The organism is Helicobacter sp. L8 (assembly GCF_003660355.1).
Taxonomy (GTDB): Bacteria; Campylobacterota; Campylobacteria; order Campylobacterales; family Helicobacteraceae; genus Helicobacter; species Helicobacter labacensis.
Window position 1 is genome coordinate 150,799 of sequence record NZ_QXQR01000003.1, and the last position, 21,286, is coordinate 172,084.

The window sequence follows — 21,286 nt, forward strand, 5'->3', positions numbered from 1 at the left end:
AAGGATCACCATGCTCCGTTCGCTATGGTCTGGCGTGAATGGGATGCAAGCCCACCAAATCGCCTTAGACATTGAGAGCAATAACATCGCCAATGTCAACACTACGGGCTTTAAATACTCCCGCGCCTCCTTTGTAGATATGCTCTCCCAAGTCAAACTCATCGCCACCGCCCCCTATAAAAATGGTCTTGCTGGGCAAAATGATTTTTCTGTGGGCTTGGGTGTGGGCGTGGACGCCACTACAAAAATCTTTTCTCAAGGCAATTTGCAAAACACCGATGTTAAAACCGACTTAGCCATCGAGGGCGATGGATTCTTCGTCATTAGCCCCGATCGCGGGGTTACGCGCAATTTTACACGCAGTGGGGAATTCTTGTTTGACGCAGAGGGGAGTTTAGTAACCACGGGGGGGTATGTGGTGCAAGGGTGGGTGCGCGATCCCAAAGACATGGGCTCTAAGGGCAGTGAAACCGACATGCTCAAAATTGACAACACCAAACCCTTGCAAAATATCCGTATCGATCCGGGCATGGTCATGCCCGCGCGCTCTAGCAGTAAAATCTCTATGCGCGCCAATTTGAATGCCGGTCGCCACGCCGATCAAACCGGCAATATCTTCATGCTTGATTCCTCTAGCAAAACCCCTGCTGATGGAGTCAAACCCCAATACGACTCTTCGACGAATTTGACTCAATTAGCCGAGGACATGGGGTGTTTATTCAATGAAGATGGGGATGCGTTCTTGCTCAATGAAGATCAAGGTATCTGGGTGAGCTATAAGAGTGCGAGCATGAACAAAGAGATCGATGTTTCTAAGAATAACAGCACCTTAGAGCTCAATGGCACGAAGATCTCTTTTACCAACGACTCCACGATTAGCAAAATCTCTAGCTTGAGCGCGGCTCAGGATGCGATCAACGCAGTGAAGGACAAAACGGGGGTAGAAGCCTATATTGACAATGGCACGCTACGCCTAGAGAACAAGAACAACATGGAGGGCGATGAGCATGTCAAAAACATCGTTATCACAGAGGCTGGCACGGGGGTGTTTGACAAATTCACTAAGGGAGAGGGGAGTGTTACGGCTTTTAGATACCGCTACACTAAGGGGGTGAAACCCGATCTTGCTACTGGGCAATTCAAAACCACAGAGGATTTACGCGAACTCATCCAGCGCGATGCCAATATTGTCAAAGATCCCAAACTCAAAGGTAATTACAAGGATTCAGCGGCTTCTGTGTCTGTGGTGGTGAACAAGAATGGCATGTTTGAGATAACCAATAAGGACAATGGCAACCCCACTAGGGAGGATTTGAGCATTTTTGTTACCAACTACGCCTCTAAAAAGGTAACTAAAAATGTCTTGTTTGGCAAAACTATGGGCGCGCTCAACACCGCTTCTCTCATTGAGGGAGGGGTGTCTACAGCCACCTCTAAAATCAGCCATGCCACGCATGCCACTAGCATCGACTTGGTGGATAGCTTGGGCACTAAGCACACCTTGCGCCTAGAGTTTTTCAAAAGCGGGGAATCTGAGTGGCATTTTAGAGCCATTGTGCCAGAGCCAGGCGAACTTGTGGGGAGCTCCCCCATACGCCCCAATGTCTTTGAAGAGGGGCGTTTGCACTTCAATAAAGATGGCTCTTTAGCGGGCATGAACCCCCCCATCTTGCAATTTGATCCTAAAAATGGTTCAGACGCGCCCCAACGCATCACGCTCAACATGGGCACAGCCGGGGGCTTTGATGGGATCACCAGCGTGGATAAAATTTCTGAAACCTACGCCATTGAGCAAAATGGCTACCAAGCCGGGGATTTGATGGATGTGCGCTTTGATAATAATGGCGCGCTTTTGGGGGCTTTTAGCAATGGCAAAACCCTAGCCCTAGCCCAAGTGGCTTTGGCAAATTTTGCTAACGATGCGGGTTTGCAAGCCATTGGGGGGAGCGTGTTCTCTGAAACGGGCAACTCGGGTAAAGCCTTGATTGGGGCGGCTAATACGGGGCGCAGGGGTGGGGTGTCTGGCTCTAAATTGGAGTCTAGCAATGTGGATTTGAGTCGGAGTTTGACTAATTTAATCGTGGTGCAACGCGGGTTTCAAGCCAACTCTAAAGCCGTAACCACTTCCGATCAAATCCTCAACACCTTGCTCAATCTCAAACAATAGGGCGATGCGTGCATGAGTATAGTGTGATCTCTTCTTTGATGGACTTGTGCCAAGCGCACGCCAAAGAACACCACGCCAGCAAGATCGAAAAGGTGGTGGTGAGCATCGGGGAGAGATGCGCGATGGACAAACAGCTTTTCATGAGCGCGTTTGAAACCTTTAAAGAGGAGCTAGACTTATGCAAGGACGCGTTACTAGAGATTGTAGAAGAAAAGGTAGAATTAACTTGTTTGGCATGCGGGCATGTCTTTGAGCCGACCAAGCTAGATTATAGCGCGTGTGAGAAATGCGGGGGGAGGGTGCGCCTTAGCAAGGGCACACAGATGACTCTCTTGTCGCTGGAGATGGTATGAAAGATTCGATCTTCCAAGAATTTATCCAAAAAGCCCCCGAAATCAAAGAAAAATGGGAACTGGTGCGCCTTTTTGAGGAGGAGCGCCAGAAATTCCAAGAAGAATTGCAGGTGTATGACAATGAGATCACCCAAGCTAGGGAGGTGCTAAAAGGTTTGCGCGCGGAATTGTTGGAAGCAAGGGCGCATCTAAAAGATCTGCAACAACGCCACCAGAGCAAAAAAGAAGAGATCAAGGCGATCCAACAAGAACTCTTGACCCACAAGGTGCAACGCGACTTGCTTGCCCAGCAGAATAATAAAGAAAAACTCCTAGAACAAGATGACGCGCAACTCTTGCCCCAGCCCTTGAGTTTTGTAGAGATCTATCTTAAAGATCGCTCTGTGGCTAAGGCGCGCCCAGCCAAACGCTTTTTTGGGGATCAGCTTTATCGCAAATACCGCGTGCTTTTGCGCGAAAACCGCGCGCTCAAAGATCGCATTTTTGAATTGGACTTAGAAAACAGCACCTTGAAGATCGAATTGAGGGACATCAAAACTAAGGACTTCTTAAAAGCCAATGGCTATTTAGAAGAGCCCAAGGAGGAACCCTGAAAGTGCTTGTGAGCGCGCTAGAAGTGAGCGCGAATACCCACTTCAAGGCGTTGCGCGCGCTCTTGCCCGGGGTGGAGTGGCTGGGTATTTATGACCCCCTAGAACCCCAGGACAAACCCCTATTTAGCTCTAAGGACTTTGCGGTGATGGGCTTTAAGGAGGTGATCTTAAAGCTGGGCTTTATCTATAAAGCCTTGCGCCAAATGGGCGCGCTATCCTGCCAAGCCGATGTGATCTTGCTGATGGACTCTAGCTCGTTTAACATCCCCCTAGCCAAGCGTATCAAAAAGCACAGCCCCAACAAGCCCATCATTTATTACATTTTGCCCCAAGTGTGGGCGTGGAAGAGTTACCGCGCGCCGATTATAGAACGCTATTGCGACCAACTTGGGGCGATCCTGCCCTTTGAGCTCTCCTATTACAAGAGCAAGGCGGAGTATGTGGGGCATCCCCTTTTAGATGAGATCAAGGACTTTAAAACCCGACCCCAGGGCAGGGGCGTGGTGTTTATGCCCGGGAGTCGCAAGCAAGAGATTGATGCGCTCTTTTCTATCTTCGCGCAGGTAGCCCAAAAAATCCCCCTAAGGCGTATTTTAGTTGTGCCCCCCAATTTACAAGGTAGCGATCTGAGCGCGCTCTATGGCAAGGACATTTCTCTCTTTGAAATTTCTTACAACGCGCCACAAAGCCTCTATGAAGCCGAATTTGCCTTTATTTGTAGTGGCACGGCGACTTTGCAAGCCGCTTTGATTGGCACGCCCTTTGTGCTAGCCTATAAAGCCAGAATCCTAGACTATTACATCGCCAAGAGTTTGGTCAAGCTCACTTGCATCGGGCTAGCTAATATCTTTTACAACGCCCTGCACCAAGAAAGCCCGGGGCGAGGCATGACCATGCTACACCCGGAGTTGATCCAAAAGGATGTGAACCCCACTAATTTACTACAAGCCTACGCCCAAATGGATCGCGCCCATTTTGTGCGCGAAGCCCAACGCTTAAGAGCCTATCTTAATACGGGTAGTGCCAAGCGTGTGTCAGAGTGGATTAAGTCAAAAGCTCTTGACAACACTTTTAGTTTTCTTTAGAATACAGAACTTATTTTATATCACTAGGAAGTGTTATGTTAATTTCTAAAGTCATACATAAAAAGTTTTTCGCACTGGGTTTGTGCTTGGGGCTAGCCCCTTTGGGCGCGGGGAATAATGGCGGGTATTTCGCGCTGGGGTTTCAGTATTCCAATATGGGCGCAGGAGGGAGCGCTAATAGCACCTTTTTGAGCAATGAATCAGACACCGCGACCACTAACGCCACTTCGGGGAATCTCTTTGGGGGCGATGTGCAACTGGGTTACAGACAATTCTTTGGCAAGAAAAAACGCTTTGGGATGCGCTATTACGCCATGTTTAGCGCGCAGGGAGGGCATTATAGCTACCCGCAAAACTACTTTGCCCCCGATGATAGCACGCATGTGTATGTGATTAGAAATGGCGCGCTGGCTAATCTCTTTTATGGCGCGGGTTGGGATATGTTGCTAGATTTCTACCAAAGCGACACGCGCTCTTTTGGGATTTTTGGGGGGGTGATGTTGGGGGGAACTTCATGGCTACTAGGGGGGAGCGATGGGGCGTGCCGGGCGGATCGCTACAATTTAGACACGGGGGATTTAGCATGTGGACCCACAGGGCAATCCTATGCCCAAATGGCTAAACAGTTGGGCAAGCTAGCCAGCTATTCTCCCAGTTATGTGCAATTTGCCTTCAATTTTGGGGTGCGCGCCAATGTGAGTAAGCATAATGGGCTTGAGGTGGGCGTGCGTGCCCCTGTGATCAACACGCCCTATTTCGTGCACAAGGGCGACCCCATTGCTAGTTTGCACTTTAGACGCATGATCGTCCTCTTTGCTAATTATGTGGTGAATTTCTAGATATCACCCCAAAGCCCAGCGCGCCTACCCGCGCTTGCTCTTAAATTTTTCCAATTTTTCGTCATAATCTTAGTGGTGTTAGTGATTCTGACTCAACCACTCTACTAACAAAACCCGGCAGATCGGGTGTTGTGCCATAACTTACTTAATTTTGCGCTTTAGCCCTTAGATTTTTCAAGTTTTGGTTACAATGCGGGCTTATGGCACGCATGGTGGTCTGCTTTGGGTTATTTGAAGAAACGGCTTAAGGGGTAACTTTTAAGTTTGTGGGTTGGGGGGATAGTGGGCGATCTCCCAGAAAGGAGGTAGCCACATGCAAAAAGTGCTGATAATCCTAGCGCTCATGATGCTCTTGACCTAAGTATCTGCGCTAAGGCGAACGCCCCCTTTGGGGGCAGTTGCGCTAGGATTATTGTGCCATAAGTTTGGTAATTTTGCGCTTACCTTGAATGCTTTTATAAACTTTGGTTATAATGCGACCTTATGGCACACATGGTGGTCTGCTTTGGGTCATTTGGAGAAACGGCTTAAACAATGATTTTTAGGTCTGTGGGTCGGGAGTCGTAGCGGGTGGCACTCCGGAAAGGAGACTACCATGCGCTTAATGCTAATCTTAGTGGTGTTAGTGGTTCTGACCCAACCACTCTACTAACAAAACCCGGGGGGCGATGCCCCCCTGGGCACCACTAGGATTATTGTGCCATAAGTTGCTTAATTTTGCGCTTAGGTAAGCTTTCAGTTCAAGCAAACTTTCAGTTTGCTTCCCACAACTCTTTTAACAACGCCACAAACTCGGGTTGTTTTTTTGCCAAGACTTTAAAAGATTCAAGCAGATGTAAAAACTCAGGGCGATTGAGGGCGTAAATATCCCGGGCGATCAAAATATCTAGCTTTGCGCGTTTGGTGTCTAGGAGCTTTTGGGTTTTGGGGACATCTAGGTCTTTAAAGAGAGTTTTAAGCGCACTAAAATGCCCCGCGTGGTCGTGGTAAAGCTGGCATTCTAGCGCACTCTTAGCGATAGCCACATAAAGGGGGTTGTTTGCGATCTCTTGCGGGCTAGGCTGGGGGAGGGGGAGATCATAGAGGTAAGTTTTACCCGCATGCATTTGTATTAAAGAGCGAAAATAAAAATTTACAACTAAAGAGTTGAACAAGCCCAAAACAAAGAGAAGTTTTAAGGGCGGGGTTTCTTTTATGCCCTCTTGGGTGTAAGCGTGGGACACACTAGAAAAAATAGTTTCGCTTACAGCGCAATGTTTGGGTAATAGGCTCGCAATTAAACTATATTCGTTAGTGTCGCTGGCTGTCTTTCTATACCCTAACCTAAAATATTGGGTTTCATAAACAATTTTGCCCGCATATCCACTACCTTTAATCCTGTGGTCTTCTCTACTTTTGAATTTTTGTTGTAACTCACTTTGATTGACTTTGTAGCGGGGCGGGCTAAACTGGGCGTTGAATTGGTGGATATGCTTGCCCTCTAATAGAGGTAAGGTTTTACCCTTCACTTCATTAGGCGGGATAAACAATTTTTTATCCGCTGTCATGTGTAGCCCGGCTCTAAAATCTAGCCATCCCTCATCCAATCGCCCAAAGCGTTTAGAACAATGCTCTAAAATTTGCAAATCTAGGGGGCTTCTCACCTCTTTTAGCGCCCTTTTGGGCGTGTTTAGCAGGGCTTTAGGGGAGATTAATAGGGGCTTTAGAAGGGCGATCTCTTTGGGGTCCTCTAAATAAAAAAGGGCTTTGATGAACGAAGGCGTAGCCTTCGCTGGCGTAGCTTTTGCTGGCGTAACCTTGCCTGAGCGCACGCCTAGTAAAGCGAATTTGTAACGGCTATCCACATCTTTAAAAATCCCTTGGCGGTTTTCAAAACTATAGAAAAACTCTAAATGGTGCTGCTCTAGGATCGTGCTTCTCAAATTTAAAGAACCCTCTTCTAACATGAGAGCGCTAGGGATCACTAAAGCTAATTTAGCTTGGGCGCAAAGTAGGCTCAAATTGCGCTCAATGAAAAATCTAAAGAGATTGCCATCCCCTGCCCCGCGGCTTAGAGGGTAATGGGCTTTGTAATAGGCGTTGGTGGTTTGGATGTGGGCTTTTTGTGTGTCGTATTCTTGTTGGATATAGGCTTTATCTAGGGTTTCTGTTTTAAAATCTGCCTTTTCTTGCAGGCTAAAGCTGCGGTAATGGCTCCTAAGGCTGGCAAAAAACTCGCTTTCATCAAATTTGCTTTTCTCCCAAGGGGGGTTACCAATGATGGCATTAAAGCCACTAAAGCGCGCTTGATCATCCACTAACTCGGGGAAGGCGATTTCGTAGTTGAAAAAGCGGTGTTGCTGGGCAAGCTTGATCACAGCTTCTTTGAGCTTGTAGGGGTCTTTGGGGTTGTTGAGCTCTTCTAAGCCCTCCTCAAGCCCACCTTCAAAGAGAGCGGCGCATTTTTCTCTCAAAGAGGGTTTGTCTTTATGGGTTTTGGTGTTGTCCAAAAAGTCCAGCGCGGTGCGGGTGTGTAACATCAGATTGAGTTCTTGCATGGCTGTTTGGGCTTGCACATAGAGGTCTTTGGATTGTGCGATCTCTTCGGGCTTGGTGTCTTTGAGATCGCTTAGGGCTTTAAATTGGGTTTTGAGTTGATCTAGGCGATCTTTGAAGGGTTTAGCAAATAAACTATTGGGGTCTAAATTTAAATCTTCAAAGCTTGAGCCCATCAAAGCGTTCCCGCATTTAATGTGGTGCTCAATAAAGCTCAAAGGCGTGCCAAAGATAAAGCTATCAATCCATAAAGAGAGCTTAGCTAGCTCTATGCTAAAGGGATTAATATCTATCCCATAGATCATTTTCTTTAAAAGCAGGCGTTTTAAAATCGCCGCTTCGTCTATTTCATACAAGAGGTTGTATTGTTCTACTTGTTTGGCAATGTCTTGAATCTCACTCTCTAGTAGGGGGGCTAGGCTTTTAAAATGCAACGCCTTTTGGCTCGCCTGATTTAGCGCTTCTATGAGAAACGCCCCACTCCCACAGGCATTATCTAAAATCTTAAAGCTTAAGACATTGTCATCATTCAAGCCCTCTAGGGCGTTTTGCACTAAAATTTTAGTGATGTCCTCATTAGTGTAAAAACTCCCGCTAGATTTTCTAGAATTAGAAGTGTTTTTTAAATAGATTTGCCCTTTTTTATAATCTTGGCTAGAGGTGATCTTTTCTTGTTTTTCTAGGCGCACCTTGTCATAACGATCGTAATAGCCCTCGCCTTTTGAGGTCTTGCAGTAGTGAATCTCTTCTTCAGCGATAGCAAAATAATAGGACATTAGCCCCTCGTAAATGCTGCCTAAATGCGCCACGCTCAAGGTCGCATACCCGCGCTTGGTGTCCTTTTCATAGTAAAGCAGGTGCTTTAAGATTGTTTTTAAAAGGGGATCGTTGATGATCTTGCCTGTTTTAAATAGGGCGGTTTTTTCAGGCTCAAAGAGTCCGCCATCAAAGAGGGGCATATTGTAGTTGGCATTGCCCTTGTTGTAGATGCTAAAAAGTTGTTCTAGCCCTCCCATGCCCACATAGCTATTATCTTTATTACTTAGACTTTCTAGCAGTTTGCGCACACTCAAATGGTCTTTAAAACAAATGTGCTTTTTTAAGCAATCCTCAAACTTGTCTTCAAAGTAGGCAATAAAAAGCAGTCTAAAGAGAAAGTAAAGGGTGTTTTCATAGATGTCTTTGAGGGGGGCTTGTGGGTGTTTGGCATACAAAGCCGCGCCGATGCTCTCAAACAAAGAGAAGTCATAGCCCTCTGTGCCATAGATGAGATTTTGTAAATCTTTTTCAATGTCTGTTTTGTTCTGTTCATTGGCTTGGAGTGTGGCGCTGATTTGGGGGTCTTGATCCTCTTGGGGCAAGAAGTTAGAGGCGTTAAAAAGGTGGTAAAAGTATAAAAAACTCTCTAAATCTTGCTCTTGTAAAATCTTCTCTAAATGCACTTCAAAAAAGACCTTGTTATAGCTGGGCTTACTTGCGTCATAAAAACGCCACACACGCCCATTGGTCAAAAAGCCATAATCATGGCGCAAGGCGTTGAGATAGCCTAAGAGCTGGTGATGAGGGTTGTTAGCTAGCTTTTTATTATCCACATCTACGCTATAAGCCTTGCTCTCACAGATCACACTAAAGGCATTGCTGGCGTAGCGATCTTGTTTGTCTAGGGCTTGGTATTCTTGCTTTAACTCTAAGTTAGCAAAAAGCAAAAATCGGGTTTTTCTAGTTTGCCCTGAATGCTCTTTTCTTCTTGGCGCAAATACTCCCAACCTAGAATCTCTAAGATTTTGGTAATAAAGCCATCTTCAAACTGGTGTTCGTTGCTCTGTTTGAGGCTGTGTAAGTCTAGCGCGCGCATTTGATCTAAAGCGTGCCTAGCTTGCTCTTTTGTGCTCTCAAAGTGGTAGAGTTTGGGAAGCTCTTGCTCTAGGGTGTAGGGGGTGAAGAGGGTGTTAACAAGGGGCATACAAAGCCTTTTAACTATGCTAGTAAAACTTGATTGTAGCACACTCTAGGATTAGGGGGTGCTCATCTACTTAAATAGTTTGCCACTAGGCGAATTTGAGGTCTTAGTGGTGGCTAAGTTTAGGGGGTAGATGAAAAAATCAAAAGAGGTGCCCTGCACTTTGGACACTTAAGGGGTGTATAGCTCATTCTAGCCACTAAAAAACCAGCGCAAAGACACCTTAGCAAATAATCTCCACCCGCATGTGGGTCTGTGAGTCTTGTGGGAATTGCAACTAGCCTTGCAGACTATAAATGCAAAGCCTTGGTTAGCTTAGAAACGCTGGTTTAGAGTTAGTTAGGAAGCTCCTCATTTAGGGAGGGGTGGTTCATGAATCCACCCCCTTGTTTTGGAACTCTCTTGAGTCTAGTGGGGGTCGAATGGCTATTTTCTAATTTAGTCTTCAAAGAGGAGCGCACACTAGAGGGTTAAAAGCAAAAGAGATGTTAGAAAATAGATTAGAAAAAGAGAGTGTATTCTACACGGACACAATGGAGGTACTCGAGATTAGCTTTTTTAATGATGGGGTTATGAAAAGCATTAAGGTCAATGATTGCAACGATCATTTTTTATCTCAAGGGTCATCGCTAGACTTGTAGATACGGATAAAGCATACACTGAGGCATCAGTCTAGCTTGGGTTAAAACAAGGGCAGATCCATGCTATTTGGGGCGCGCAAGCCTAGCAGTTTGAGCACACTGGCTGCCACATTGTTTAGCCCGCCATCTTTGATATGATCAATCCCATGCCCTAGCACAAAACAAGGCACTTCATAGGTAGTGTGGTTAGTGAGCATGTTTTCATTTTCATCGCGCATCTGTTCGCAGTTGCCATGATCGCTGGTGAGTAACATGGCATAGCCCAACTCCTTAGCCAGAGCTAAAATTGCGCCTAGTTCTTGATCCACCGCTTCGACCGCGCGCACCGCTGCTTCAAAATTGCCCGTATGCCCCACCATGTCCCCATTGGCAAAATTGACAATAATCAGATCTGTGCCCTTGCGCATGCACGCGCGCACCGCTTCTCCCACCTGAGACGCGCTCATCTGCGGGCAAAGATCGTAGGTGCTCACTTTGGGGCTGGGCACTAAAATGCGCTCCTCACCCACAAAGGGGGTTTCTAATCCTCCATTGATAAAAAAGCTCACATGGGCATATTTCTCTGTCTCGGCAATGTGGGCTTGGCTCAAACCAGCCTCTGAAACCACCTTAGCTAAGGTATTTTTCACCTCTTCTTTGGGGAAGAGCACGGGGTAGGGGAAAAGCGCGTTATAAGCGGTCATGGTGGCAATGAGCAATTCTGGCGCGCCCGCCCCGCACTCGTATAAACCCTCAAACACCTCCAAATCCCCCCCCAACACCTGCACGATCTGGCGCATGCGATCGTTGCGAAAATTGATCGCGATGAGTCCCTCCCCATCAAACATGCCCGCATACCCTCCAAAGCTAGCTGGTTGCAAGAACTCATCGCTAATGCCCTGGGCATACATGCTTGCGATGTAATCTTCTGGGCTTAGATCGCTAGGGTTTAACCCATGCGCGATACTCTCATAGGCTTTTAAGGTGCGCTCAAAGCGTTTATCGCGATCCATCGCATAAAAACGCCCCGCAATCGTGGCGATTTCAATATGTGTGTCGCAAATCCCGCGCACTAAAGCCAAATACTCTAGCGCGCTTTGGGGCAGAACATCGCGCCCATCTGTAATCAGGTGCAACCACACTTTCTTCCCCATTCTCTCTAAGAGTAAAGCTGTCCCCATGAGGTGGTTGATATGGGAGTGCACTCCCCCATCGCTCATCAAACCTAGCACATGCACCACATTGGCATGTTCTGCTACACTTTGAAAAGCGGGATTATCCTCAATGCTATCCTGCTCAAAGGCTTTAGAAATGCGCACCAAGTCTTGATCGAGCACGCGCCCTGCTCCAATGCACATGTGCCCCACTTCAGAATTGCCCATTTGCCCCTCAGGCAAGCCCACACTCAAGCCATGTGTTTTGAGTAAACTATGGGGCAAATTGGCAAACATCCAGTCGTAAGTGGGGGTTTTGGCGTGGTGAAAGGCGTTGGCATGGCTTGAGGGGTTGTGCCCGATGCCATCGGTGATAATCAGTAGAGTCTTTTGCATTAGAACACCGGAGCTTCTTGCATCAAGAAGATGGAATTGTCTTCAGCGCGCTTTTTATGTGGCATCTGGGGTGTGGGCTTGGGTTTGGCGTGGGCGGGGGGTTTTTTGTGCTGTCTTGTGGGGGTGTGGTGTTTTTTGGGTGTGGGCTTGGGTTTGGGTTTAGAGTGGATTTGAACGGGGTGGGTTTGGCTTTGTGCGTAGATAGTGCGCTTTTCAGAGGGCTTATTCTCATCTACGCTTTGTTGCAAGGCAGGCATCACACTTTGCAAAATTTTGATCTTAGCCAAGATGTCTTGATAATACTCATCTGCGCTTTGGTTGAGATAGTCGCTCTTTTGCCAGCGCAAACCCTTATGGTAAGACTTGATCATATTTTTAAGATCGCCCTTGTGGGTGCGCCGCCAGCTAATCAAAGTATCCAACGCCACTTTAGAAGCAAAAGCCTTATCGCGAATGAGCAAATCCCCATAGACATTTTGCATAAAACGCGTGTCGCGTTCGTTGTAAAGTTTCAACACATTAGGGATATAGGCATGGTAAATGCCCGCGCTTGGATCGCCAAAATTTATCCGATACATCCCTGCACAGGACTCTTTCCACGCGATAGCGGCTAATTCGTAGCCCAAATTCTGCTTAAAGCCGTAGCGGTAAGCATAGACAAGCACTTCCTTTTGTTGATCGTTGAACTTGAGTGGATCGTTGCATTCGGCTAGATCTGCTTTTTGGGCGTTTAGAACACCCAACACACCAAACACCCCTGCCAACACCACAAACCACAATCTCCCACGCGCTTTTTGCATATCTGAACCTTATTAGGCGACTTTTATCTATAACTTGTTATGATACTATAAGTCATCCTAGAGTTCCATTAGTTTACCCCAGGAGCGCGTTTGAACCAAGCTTTACTTGTAGAGATTTTGAGCGAAGAGATGCCCGCTAGACCCTTATTGCAAGAATTACCCCATATGCTAGACAAATGGGCGGGGATTCTAGCCCAATATAGCCTAGAGGGTGCCTTTGAGTTGTTCTACACCCCCACGCGTCTTGTGCTCTACTCCCCCCACTTCCCCACCTACACCCCGGCTAAAACTTGTGAACACTTTGGACCACCCCTTGAAATTGGCACAACGCAGGGCGCGCTCAATGCCATTGGAGAGAAGTTTTATGCCAAATTAGGGCTTCCCCCCCTCCTAGCCACCGCGATCAAGAATAATAAGCAGGTGCTCTATGCTACCACCACCACCCCACCCATTCCCACCGCCACCCTCCTAGACAAAATGGTGCTAGATTTTTTACACGCCCTAGATTTTGGCAAGAGCATGGCATGGGGTTTTATTCAGGGGCGTTTTATCCGCCCCATTCATAATATTTGTGCAATTTTAGGCACAACCCCCCTAGAGATGCCCGCTTGTGTGCGCGCCTATGCTTGCAACGCACAGGCTGGGACGAAATTGCATTTTGCGCGCAGTTTTGAATTTATCCCCACCCCCACGATCGCGCGTTACTTTGAGGTGTTGCAAAAAGGGGGGGTGATCTTAGATCCAGCTAAACGCGCGCCAAAATTTTAGAGGAGATCCACGCCTTAGAGCAAAAATACCAAGTGCGCGTAGAGATTAAGCAGGAGCTCCTAGATGAGATTGTCGCCATCACCGCCTACCCCACCGCGCTTTATGGGCACTTTGACTCTACATTTCTAAGCCTGCCCCCTGAGATCATCAGCACTTCTATGCAGGAGCACCAACGCTATTTTTCTGTATTCAAGGGCGAGTCCTTGCACAACGCCTTTGTGGTGGTGAGCAACATGCCCTTAGAACATGGGGATTTTAGCCAGATTGTAGAGGGTAATGAGAAGGTGCTCAAGGCGCGTTTGAGCGATGCGGTGTTCTTTTACCAAAATGATCTCAAACGATCTTTGCAATGGAGTGTGATCGCGCAGAATTTAGAAAATATCGCCTTTGTGCAAGGCTTGGGGAGTCTCAAAGATAAAGTGCAACGCGAACAAGACATTGGGGCATGGTTAGCGCGCCAATACGCCCCAAGCGCACAACCTACACTCCAAGAGGTGTTAGCTCTAGCTAAGGCGGATCTCTCTAGCGAGGTGGTGTATGAATTTCCCGAATTGCAAGGGGTGATGGGTTCTTACTACGCGCGCCACCACTCTAAAAGCGCGCAGGTGTGTAGCGCGATCAAAGAGCAATACCTCCCCCTAGGCGAGCACACACCCCTACCCTCTAGCTTGCTAGGCGCGCTTAGCGCGCTAGCGATCAAATTAGACACTCTATTAGCGCTCTTTAGTGTGGGCAAAATCCCCACCGGATCTAAAGACCCCTTTGCTCTGCGGCGCGCAGGCAATGGAGTCTTGCGAATCTGTTTGCATTATGACTTAGATTTCAATTTGCACACGCATTTGGAGGCGTTGGCGCGCCCTTACGCCCCCTTTGAGTTGCATCTTTTAAGAGATTTCATGTTAGAGCGCTTGACTCACATACTAGCCTCCCAGATTACTAATTTTGAACCCACTCTGTATAAAGCCGTGCTCAAAGGGCTTAGAGTGCTTGACAGCGATGCTTATGGGGTGTGCCAAATTGCGCGCAAAGTGCAGGCATTGCACGCCTTCTTCAAGCAAGATCGTGCTTTAGAACTGGTGGCAATTTTTAAGCGCGTGGCTAATATCACCCAAGATGCTCCTCCCTCCCAAGTCGACCCCACACTCTTCAAAGATTCCAGCGAACATGGGCTTTATGGGGCTTACCAACAGGTAGCGCGCTTGGAATTTGACGACTTTTTAGAGAAACTCAACGCGCTACACACACTCAAAGCTCCTCTAGAGGATTTCTTTGATCGCGTCTTGGTGAACGATTCTTGTTTGCAGACCCGGCACAACCGCCAAGCTTTGCTCCATCTCATCTACCATGAATTTTTGGGTGTGGCTGATATTAAAGAATTGTAAAATGTGGGCGCGCCTTGGGCTTGTATGCGCCTTGCTACTGGGCGTGTTACACGCGCGCACTTTTTCTTTAGAAGAATTTTTCAAGCGTGTGGAACACAATTCCCTAGAGCTCATCGCCAAAAAGGCTGATTTCATCAGCCTCTTAGAGGAGCAAAAATCCACTAACGCATGGGATTTTCCCTTTGTCGCGCAAGAAACTTCCATTGTGCGCAACTTCCAAGGGATCGCTGAAGCCCAACCCCGCACGGTGTTGATGATCAAGCCTAAATTGCCTTGGGTTAGCCGTTTGTTGGCGCGCTCACTCTCTATTAAAAATGTGCAATACCGCAAGAGCTACGAGTTGAGTCGTAATCTTGCCTTTATTGGGGCTAAACGACTCTATTTGAACTACATTCTCAATATCGAGAAACATAAAATCTACGCCCAGCGCGAACACATCTTTTTTGAGGAACTCAGCGCAGCCAAGAGCAAGGTAAGCGCGGGGAGTATGTCGGAAAAAGACTATATCAACTTCAAAAATTCGTATTTGGAGTCTAAGTTGGCTAAGATCAATATTGAAACCTTGATCATCAATCAAGAGAAAACCTTGCACACTTTGCTAGCCATTGTAGACCCACTAAAGGGTGATGTGCCCTTTAGTGCCTTTTTAGACCCCCTGCGTGTGATCAAAATCCCTGCGCTCAAATTTGACTATGTGCATATGGGTCCCTATGAGTTGGAACGCATTTTAAAGCGTTCGCTGTATGTGGAAGTGTTGGATTTGAGCGCAAGAGATTACCGCGTGAACGCTAATCTAGCTAACCGCGATGTGTTCCATAATTTTGAATTTGGGCTGGGCGCAGAGAGTTATAACTCCGCGACTAACTTGGCTATGGAGTTTAATATCCCCTTGCCTGTAACCCCTAAGAATATCCACTTGAAGCGCAAGTTTTTAGCCTTAGAAAATGGGGCGCGGGCGCAAAACGAGGTTACCAAGCGCAATATCCGCATTAACGCCAACGCCTATCTGCAACAGCTCAAAACCAAAGAACGCTACATGCGTATCCAAATTGAAGCCATTGACAATAAGCGCAATTTGATGGAAAAGGGGCGTATCGCCTATGAAGCCCAAAAGATCGGGCTGTTTGAGTATTTGATCTACCAAAATTCTTACATGGACGCGCTGATCGCTCTAGCCCAAGCCAAGATGGAGTATGTGGACATCACCGCGTTATTAGAAGAGAGTCTGGGCGAAACCCTCACCCAAGTAGGAGATGCGCGTTGAAATTTTGGCTGGTGTGTATCTTAGCTGTAGCTTTGCAAGCCTATGAAGAGATCAAACTATCTGCTAAACAGATCGCGAGTTTGGATCTCAAAGTGATCTCTTTGGATCAAAGTGTGGTTTCTAAGGGCTTGCCCTTCAACGCCTCGATTGATTTTGACAATTACAATCTTAAGCACTCTGTGGTGCAGAGTTTGAGTTTTGATGCGAGTGTGGTCGCCATTTACAAGAGTGAAGGAGAACATGTCAAAAAGGGCGATCTCATTTGTGAGATCACTTCTATTGATTTGAGCAACCTTTACTTTGAACTCCAAAACAACCAAAATAGGCTGAAAGTCGCCCTCGATGTGAGCAATAAGGACAAAATACTCTACAACAAGGGGGTGATCGCCAAACGCGAATACCAACAAAGCTATTTAGCCAGCCAAGAGATCAGCCTCAAAGTCCAAGAATTAGAAAATACCTTTAGAAATTTTGGCATCGATCCCAAACACCCTAGGGGGGAGTATGGTTTTCGAATTATCGCACGGCATGGGGGGGTTCTCTCCATCGCGCCTAAAGTGCTAGGGGAGCGTATTCTAGCCTTCACTACCTATATCCGCATTTCAGAAAAAAGCGATCTCATCGCGCGCATTAGAGTGCCGATGACTCTGTCTAAATACATCAAAGCGGGGTCTGTGGTCTTAGATGAGGGGGGCAATCCCATCGGGCGTATCCAAAGCGTGTCAGTGGTGCTAGATAAGAACTCCAACACCATCTTAGCCACTGCGCGCATCGAGCAGGGCAATTACCATGTAGGGGAGATGGTTAACCTCTTCATACAGGGAGCTAAACCTAAAAACGCGCTCATCGTGCCCTCGGATGCGGTGATTAAAAACGATCAAGATTACTTGATCTTTGTGCGCACTCCTAAAGGCTTTTTGCCCACCGCCGTGCAAATCTTAGAGGAGCGCAACCATGCCTTTGTGATCAAGCGCGGCTCTCTTAACCCCCATAGCAAAGTCGCTACCGGCGCGCTGGTGAGCTTAAAGGGTATTTTGAATCATTTTGGGGATGATTGATGCTAGCGCGTCTCTTGGAGTTTTGCCTAAGACAACGCTTGATTGTGCTCATCTGTGCAGGTTTACTCTTGGGGTTTGGACTCTATAGTTTTTTAAACACCCCTGTGGACGCTTTCCCAGACATGGCACCCACGCAGGTTAAGATCGTCTTAAAACTGCCCGGCTCCTCACCCGAAGAGATGGAGAACAATGTTGTGCGCCCCTTAGAGCTAGAACTCCTAGGGCTTAAGGGTGAAAAATCTCTGCGTAGCACTTCTAAGTATTCTGTGTGCGACATCACCATTGACTTTGAAGATGGCATGGATATTTATTTAGCCCGCAACATGGTCAATGAAAAACTAGCCCTAGTCCTACCAGATTTGCCCAAAGGGGTCGATGGGGGCATTGCGCCCATTGTAACCCCGCTTTCAGACATCTTTATGTTTACCATTGATGGGAATCTGCCCGATGTGAGCAAACGCCAACTCTTGGATTTTACGATCCGCCCGATGTTGCGCACTATTCCGGGCGTAGCCGATGTGAACGCGGTGGGAGGATTTGCGCGCGCCTTTGTGGTGATCCCAGATTTTAACGACATGGCGCGCTTGGGGATTTCTATTAGCGATTTAGAACACGCCCTTAAAGCCAATTTGAGCAATAGTGGGGCGGGGCGCATCGATCGCGATGGAGAGACCTTTTTAGTCAAAATCCAAACCATCGCGCTCACCCCTGAACAGATCGCCAACATCACCATCCCTACCAATCAAGGGCACTTGCACATTAAAGATTTTGCTAGAGTGATCACGCATTATCGCACCCGTCTGGGTTTTGTAACCAAAAACGGGGTAGATGAAACCACAGAGGGGCTGGTGCTTGCCCTAAGGGGGGCAAACTCTAAAGAGATCATCACCCAAGTGCGCGCCAAATTAGAACAGGATATTAAACCCCTCTTGCCTGCCGGGGTGCATATCCATGTCTTTTACGATCGCTCAGAATTTACCCACAAGGCTATTTCAGCGCTCAACAAGACTTTATTAGAAGCGATCACACTCATTATCCTCACCTTGTTTTTATTCTTGGGCAATTTCAGGGCAAGCGTGGCGGTGAGCGTGATCTTACCCTTGAGTTTATCTGTAGCGTTTATTGGGATCAAATTCAGCGGGATCACGCTCAATTTGATGAGTTTGGGTGGGCTCATCATCGCTATTGGCATGCTCATCGATTCGGCGGTGGTGGTGGTAGAAAACGCCTTTGAAAAATTAGGGCATCACAAAAACACCACCTCTCTACACATAATTTATCGCGCCTGTAAAGAGATCGCCCTCTCTGTGGTGAGCGGGATTGTGATCATCATCGTGTTCTTTGTGCCCATCTTGTCTTTGCAGGGCATAGAGGGCAAGATGTTTAAACCCCTAGCTTCTAGTATTGTCTTTGCGCTCTTGGGCACTCTGGTGCTCTCCATTACGCTCATCCCTGTGATCGCCTCCTTAGTGCTCAAAGCCCAGCCCCACACAGACACCCTGCTCACGCGCCTTTTTTACCGCATTTACACCCCTCTTTTGCGCTTTTCACTCAATAAGCCTAAGATCGTGATTTTGGGGGCGTTGGTGTTCTTGGGTGGTAGTCTTTCTCTCTTCCCTTTTGTGGGTAAGGCGTTCATGCCCAATTTAGATGAGGGGGATAGTGTGTTGAGTATTGAGAGCGTGCCCTCTATTTCTCTAAGCCAATCTAGAGATTTGATCTTGCACATTGAAAAAACTTTAAGGGAACGCGTTAAAGAAATCCAATCCATTGTGGCGCGCACGGGTTCAGACGAATTAGGCTTAGATTTGGGCGGACTTAACCAAACCGACATGTTCATCTCCTATATCCCCAAGGCTAAGTGGAGCGTGCCCACTAAAAAAGCCCTGCTAGACAAGATCGCCCAAGCTCTAGAGGATTTCAAGGGGATCAATTTCGCCTTCACGCAACCCATTGAAATGCGCATTTCTGAAATGCTCACCGGGGTGCGTGGGGATTTAGCCGTGAAAATTTTTGGAGATGATATTGCTAAACTCAATGCCTTGAGCGCGCAGATTGTAGAGATCATCAAAGGAGTAAAAGGCTCTGATGAGGTGCTAACCGAGCTCAACAAGGGGATTAATTATCTCTATGTAACCCCCAATCGCGATGCGATGGCTAATGTGGGGATCACCAGCGATGAATTTGCCAAATTCTTAAAATCCGCCCTAGAGGGGTTGGTGGTGGAATTTATCCCCACCGGGATTTCTAGGACCCCAGTTATCATCCGCCAATCCCAGGACATCGCCACTAATATCACGCTCATCAAAAGCCTAGAGATGACTTCTAATCGCGATGTGGCAGTGCCCATCACTTCTATTGCTACCTTAAAAGAAGTGGATGGTCCAGTTTCTATTGTGCGCGAAAACTCCAAGCGCATGAGTGTGGTGCGCTCCAATGTGGTGGGCAGGGATTTGGGGAGCTTTGTGGCTGAAATCAAAGCAAAGGTGAACGCGCAGGTGCGCCTGCCTCCTAATTATTACATCACCTACGGGGGGCAATTTGAAAACCAAGAGAGAGCCAACAAAAGACTAGCGACTATTATCCCTTTAAGTATTTTAGTGATCTTCTTCATTTTATTTTTCACCTTCAACAATGTGGCGTTAGCCTTGTTGATTTTGTGTAATATCCCCTTTGCGATCACAGGCGGACTGATCGCGCTTTTCATAAGCCATGAATACCTCTCTGTCCCTGCTAGCGTGGGTTTTATCGCGCTCTTTGGGATCGCGGTGCTCAATGGGGTGGTGATGGTGGGCTATTTTAGAGAACTTTTAGCGCAGGGCAAACGCGTAGAAGAGGTGGTGCTAGAGGGCGCGCTCAGACGGCTTAGACCCGTGTTGATGACCGCCTGCATTGCTGGACTTGGGCTTATCCCGCTTTTGCTTTCTAATGGTGTGGGGTCTGAAGTGCAAAAACCTCTAGCCATCGTGGTGTTGGGCGGGTTAGTAACCTCTAGTATTTTAACCCTGCTGCTCTTACCCCCCATGTTCATGCTATTGGCTAAAAAAATCAAGGTGATCTAGTGGTGTTCTTAGACATTTACGCCCCCGCGCGCCAAACAGAGATGCTTACAGACTATCTCTTGGAACAGGGCTATAGCGATTTTTATCTGAGCGCATGTTTTCAATACGGCGCAACAAACCTGCTTAAAAGCCCCAAAGAACAAGTGAGCGGGCGCAAAGATTACGCCCACTTGCGCCTATGTCTGCCAGAGGAAAACGCGCGCTCGCTCGCCCAAGAAATCAAAGCGCGTTGCGCCCCAAGCGCGATCTACTTAATTAGCGTTACTGCGCTTTAAAGCGCGTTGTGTTAGAATGCCTAGAAAGGACATGCATGAGTTTGGTGGTTTTTGGCGGGGGGGCGTGGGGGCGTGCGCTCGCCTTTGCCTTTGGACACCGCATCCCCACTAAAATTATCTCGCGCCAAGACTTGAGCGCAACACTTTTGCCCTTGAATAAAAGTTTAGTGCTCAAAGGACATGACCTCATCACCCAATGTAGCCTAGAAGAGGGCTTAAAAGCCTCTTTGGGCGTGGTAGCCATCAGTGTGCAACACCTACGCGCGTGGTTTGAACAAGCGCATTTGCCCTCTAGCATGCCAGTCTTGATGGCGTGTAAGGGGATTGAAGTGGGGGGTAAATTTGTCAGCCAGATCGCTCAAGAATTCATCGCCCCAGAAAATTTATGTTATTTAGCAGGACCTAGTTTTGCTAAGGATGTGAGCGCGAGTTTGCCCTGCGCGCTGGCTTTGCATTCTAGTAATCCCGATCTGGCGCAAATCTATGCCAAGTCCTTCCCTAGTTTTATGCGCGCCTATATCCAAGAGGACATTATCGGGGGGGAGATTGCCGGGGCATATAAAAATGTGATTGCCATCGCCGCTGGGGTGTGCGATGGGTTAGAATTAGGGCAGAGTGCTAAGGCTTCCTTGCTTTCGCGCGGTTTGGTGGAGATGTGTCGTTTTGGGACACATTTTGGGGGCAAAACCCAAACTTTCTTAGGGCTTAGTGGGGCGGGGGATCTCTTTTTGAGCGCAAACTCTACACTTTCGCGCAATTACCGCGTGGGGCTAGGGCTAGCCAAACACCAGCCCCTAGAAGAGATTTTAAGCGCGCTGGGTGAAGTTGCCGAAGGGGTGAAAACCACGCAAGCCATCCTCCAAATCGCCCAAAAAGAGCAGATTTATACCCCCATTGCTACAGAATTACAAGCCCTTTTAGAGGGCGAAAACCCCCTAGCAAGCATGGACGCGCTGTTGAAACGCTAAAGAAAGG

At 47.6% G+C, this 21,286-nt stretch carries 15 protein-coding genes and 1 pseudogene; 12 read left to right on the forward strand and 4 right to left on the reverse strand.

All coding sequences use genetic code 11. The features are described from left to right. The first annotated feature begins 10 nt into the window (after positions 1–10). The 5 genes from flgE to EAO37_RS03015 are packed head-to-tail and all read left to right on the forward strand — an operon-like array spanning position 11 to position 5,037. Positions 11–2,167 (forward strand): flagellar hook protein FlgE, encoded by a 2,157-nt coding sequence (flgE, locus tag EAO37_RS02995; RefSeq protein ID WP_120945308.1) that lies wholly within the window; start codon positions 11–13, stop codon positions 2,165–2,167. A gap of 8 nt (positions 2,168–2,175) precedes the next feature. Then, the gene (gene hypA / locus EAO37_RS03000) at positions 2,176–2,520 is read left to right on the forward strand and encodes a hydrogenase/urease nickel incorporation protein HypA (protein WP_120945306.1); all 345 of its coding nucleotides are present in this window, start codon (positions 2,176–2,178) and stop codon (positions 2,518–2,520) included. Beyond that, complete coding sequence (gene mua / locus EAO37_RS03005) at positions 2,517–3,113, forward strand: nickel-binding protein Mua (protein ID WP_205589497.1); 597 nt, start codon at positions 2,517–2,519, stop codon at positions 3,111–3,113. Before hypA ends, mua begins: the two co-directional genes overlap by 4 nt. Continuing rightward, positions 3,110–4,198 carry a lipid-A-disaccharide synthase gene (lpxB, locus tag EAO37_RS03010; protein ID WP_120951459.1) on the forward strand — a complete coding sequence of 363 codons (1,089 nt, stop codon included), beginning with the start codon at positions 3,110–3,112 and terminating at the stop codon, positions 4,196–4,198. The genes mua and lpxB overlap by 4 nt, the downstream gene beginning before the upstream one ends. 35 nt (positions 4,199–4,233) lie before the next feature. Then, the gene (locus tag EAO37_RS03015; RefSeq protein WP_120945302.1) at positions 4,234–5,037 is read left to right on the forward strand and encodes an outer membrane protein; all 804 of its coding nucleotides are present in this window, start codon (positions 4,234–4,236) and stop codon (positions 5,035–5,037) included. A gap of 752 nt (positions 5,038–5,789) precedes the next feature. Here EAO37_RS03015 and EAO37_RS03020 read toward each other — a convergent pair. After that, complete coding sequence (locus EAO37_RS03020; protein ID WP_240451706.1) at positions 5,790–9,278, reverse strand: N-6 DNA methylase; 3,489 nt, start codon at positions 9,276–9,278, stop codon at positions 5,790–5,792. Then, positions 9,260–9,535 carry a hypothetical protein gene (locus EAO37_RS09535; protein WP_240451707.1) on the reverse strand — a complete coding sequence of 92 codons (276 nt, stop codon included), beginning with the start codon at positions 9,533–9,535 and terminating at the stop codon, positions 9,260–9,262. The genes EAO37_RS03020 and EAO37_RS09535 overlap by 19 nt, the downstream gene beginning before the upstream one ends. Positions 9,536–10,017: 482 nt before the next feature. Between EAO37_RS09535 and EAO37_RS09215 the strand changes: the two genes are divergently transcribed. Further along, positions 10,018–10,173, forward strand: a complete 156-nt coding sequence (locus EAO37_RS09215; protein WP_162982941.1) for a hypothetical protein — start codon at positions 10,018–10,020, stop codon at positions 10,171–10,173. Positions 10,174–10,214: 41 nt separating this feature from the next. Here the strand turns inward: EAO37_RS09215 and gpmI are convergent, their stop codons facing one another. Together gpmI and EAO37_RS03030 are read right to left on the reverse strand one after the other, a co-directional pair. Further along, positions 10,215–11,702, reverse strand: a complete 1,488-nt coding sequence (gpmI, locus tag EAO37_RS03025) for a 2,3-bisphosphoglycerate-independent phosphoglycerate mutase (protein WP_120951461.1) — start codon at positions 11,700–11,702, stop codon at positions 10,215–10,217. Then, positions 11,702–12,502, reverse strand: coding sequence for a hypothetical protein (locus EAO37_RS03030; RefSeq protein ID WP_120946055.1), 801 nt, complete (start codon positions 12,500–12,502; stop codon positions 11,702–11,704). The genes gpmI and EAO37_RS03030 overlap by 1 nt, the downstream gene beginning before the upstream one ends. A gap of 129 nt (positions 12,503–12,631) precedes the next feature. On the opposite strand from EAO37_RS03030, the pseudogene glyS reads away from it, so the two are divergent. The 6 genes and pseudogenes from glyS to EAO37_RS03060 all read left to right on the forward strand — a co-directional run bounded on the left by glyS (position 12,632) and on the right by EAO37_RS03060 (position 21,279). Continuing rightward, positions 12,632–14,652, forward strand: a pseudogene (glyS, locus tag EAO37_RS03035) (glycine--tRNA ligase subunit beta). A gap of 1 nt (position 14,653) precedes the next feature. Next, positions 14,654–15,916 (forward strand): TolC family protein, encoded by a 1,263-nt coding sequence (locus tag EAO37_RS03040; RefSeq protein WP_120946054.1) that lies wholly within the window; start codon positions 14,654–14,656, stop codon positions 15,914–15,916. Beyond that, positions 15,913–16,974 carry a sodium:proton antiporter gene (locus EAO37_RS03045; protein WP_120951463.1) on the forward strand — a complete coding sequence of 354 codons (1,062 nt, stop codon included), beginning with the start codon at positions 15,913–15,915 and terminating at the stop codon, positions 16,972–16,974. Before EAO37_RS03040 ends, EAO37_RS03045 begins: the two co-directional genes overlap by 4 nt. Next, the gene (locus tag EAO37_RS03050; protein ID WP_162982942.1) at positions 16,974–20,036 is read left to right on the forward strand and encodes an efflux RND transporter permease subunit; all 3,063 of its coding nucleotides are present in this window, start codon (positions 16,974–16,976) and stop codon (positions 20,034–20,036) included. The genes EAO37_RS03045 and EAO37_RS03050 overlap by 1 nt, the downstream gene beginning before the upstream one ends. Then, positions 20,036–20,311, forward strand: a complete 276-nt coding sequence (locus tag EAO37_RS03055) for a DUF3240 family protein (protein WP_240451708.1) — start codon at positions 20,036–20,038, stop codon at positions 20,309–20,311. The genes EAO37_RS03050 and EAO37_RS03055 overlap by 1 nt, the downstream gene beginning before the upstream one ends. 35 nt (positions 20,312–20,346) lie before the next feature. Further along, a complete protein-coding gene (locus tag EAO37_RS03060) occupies positions 20,347–21,279 on the forward strand; it encodes an NAD(P)H-dependent glycerol-3-phosphate dehydrogenase (RefSeq protein ID WP_120951467.1) in 933 nt (310 codons plus the stop codon). The last annotated feature ends 7 nt before the right edge of the window (positions 21,280–21,286 follow it).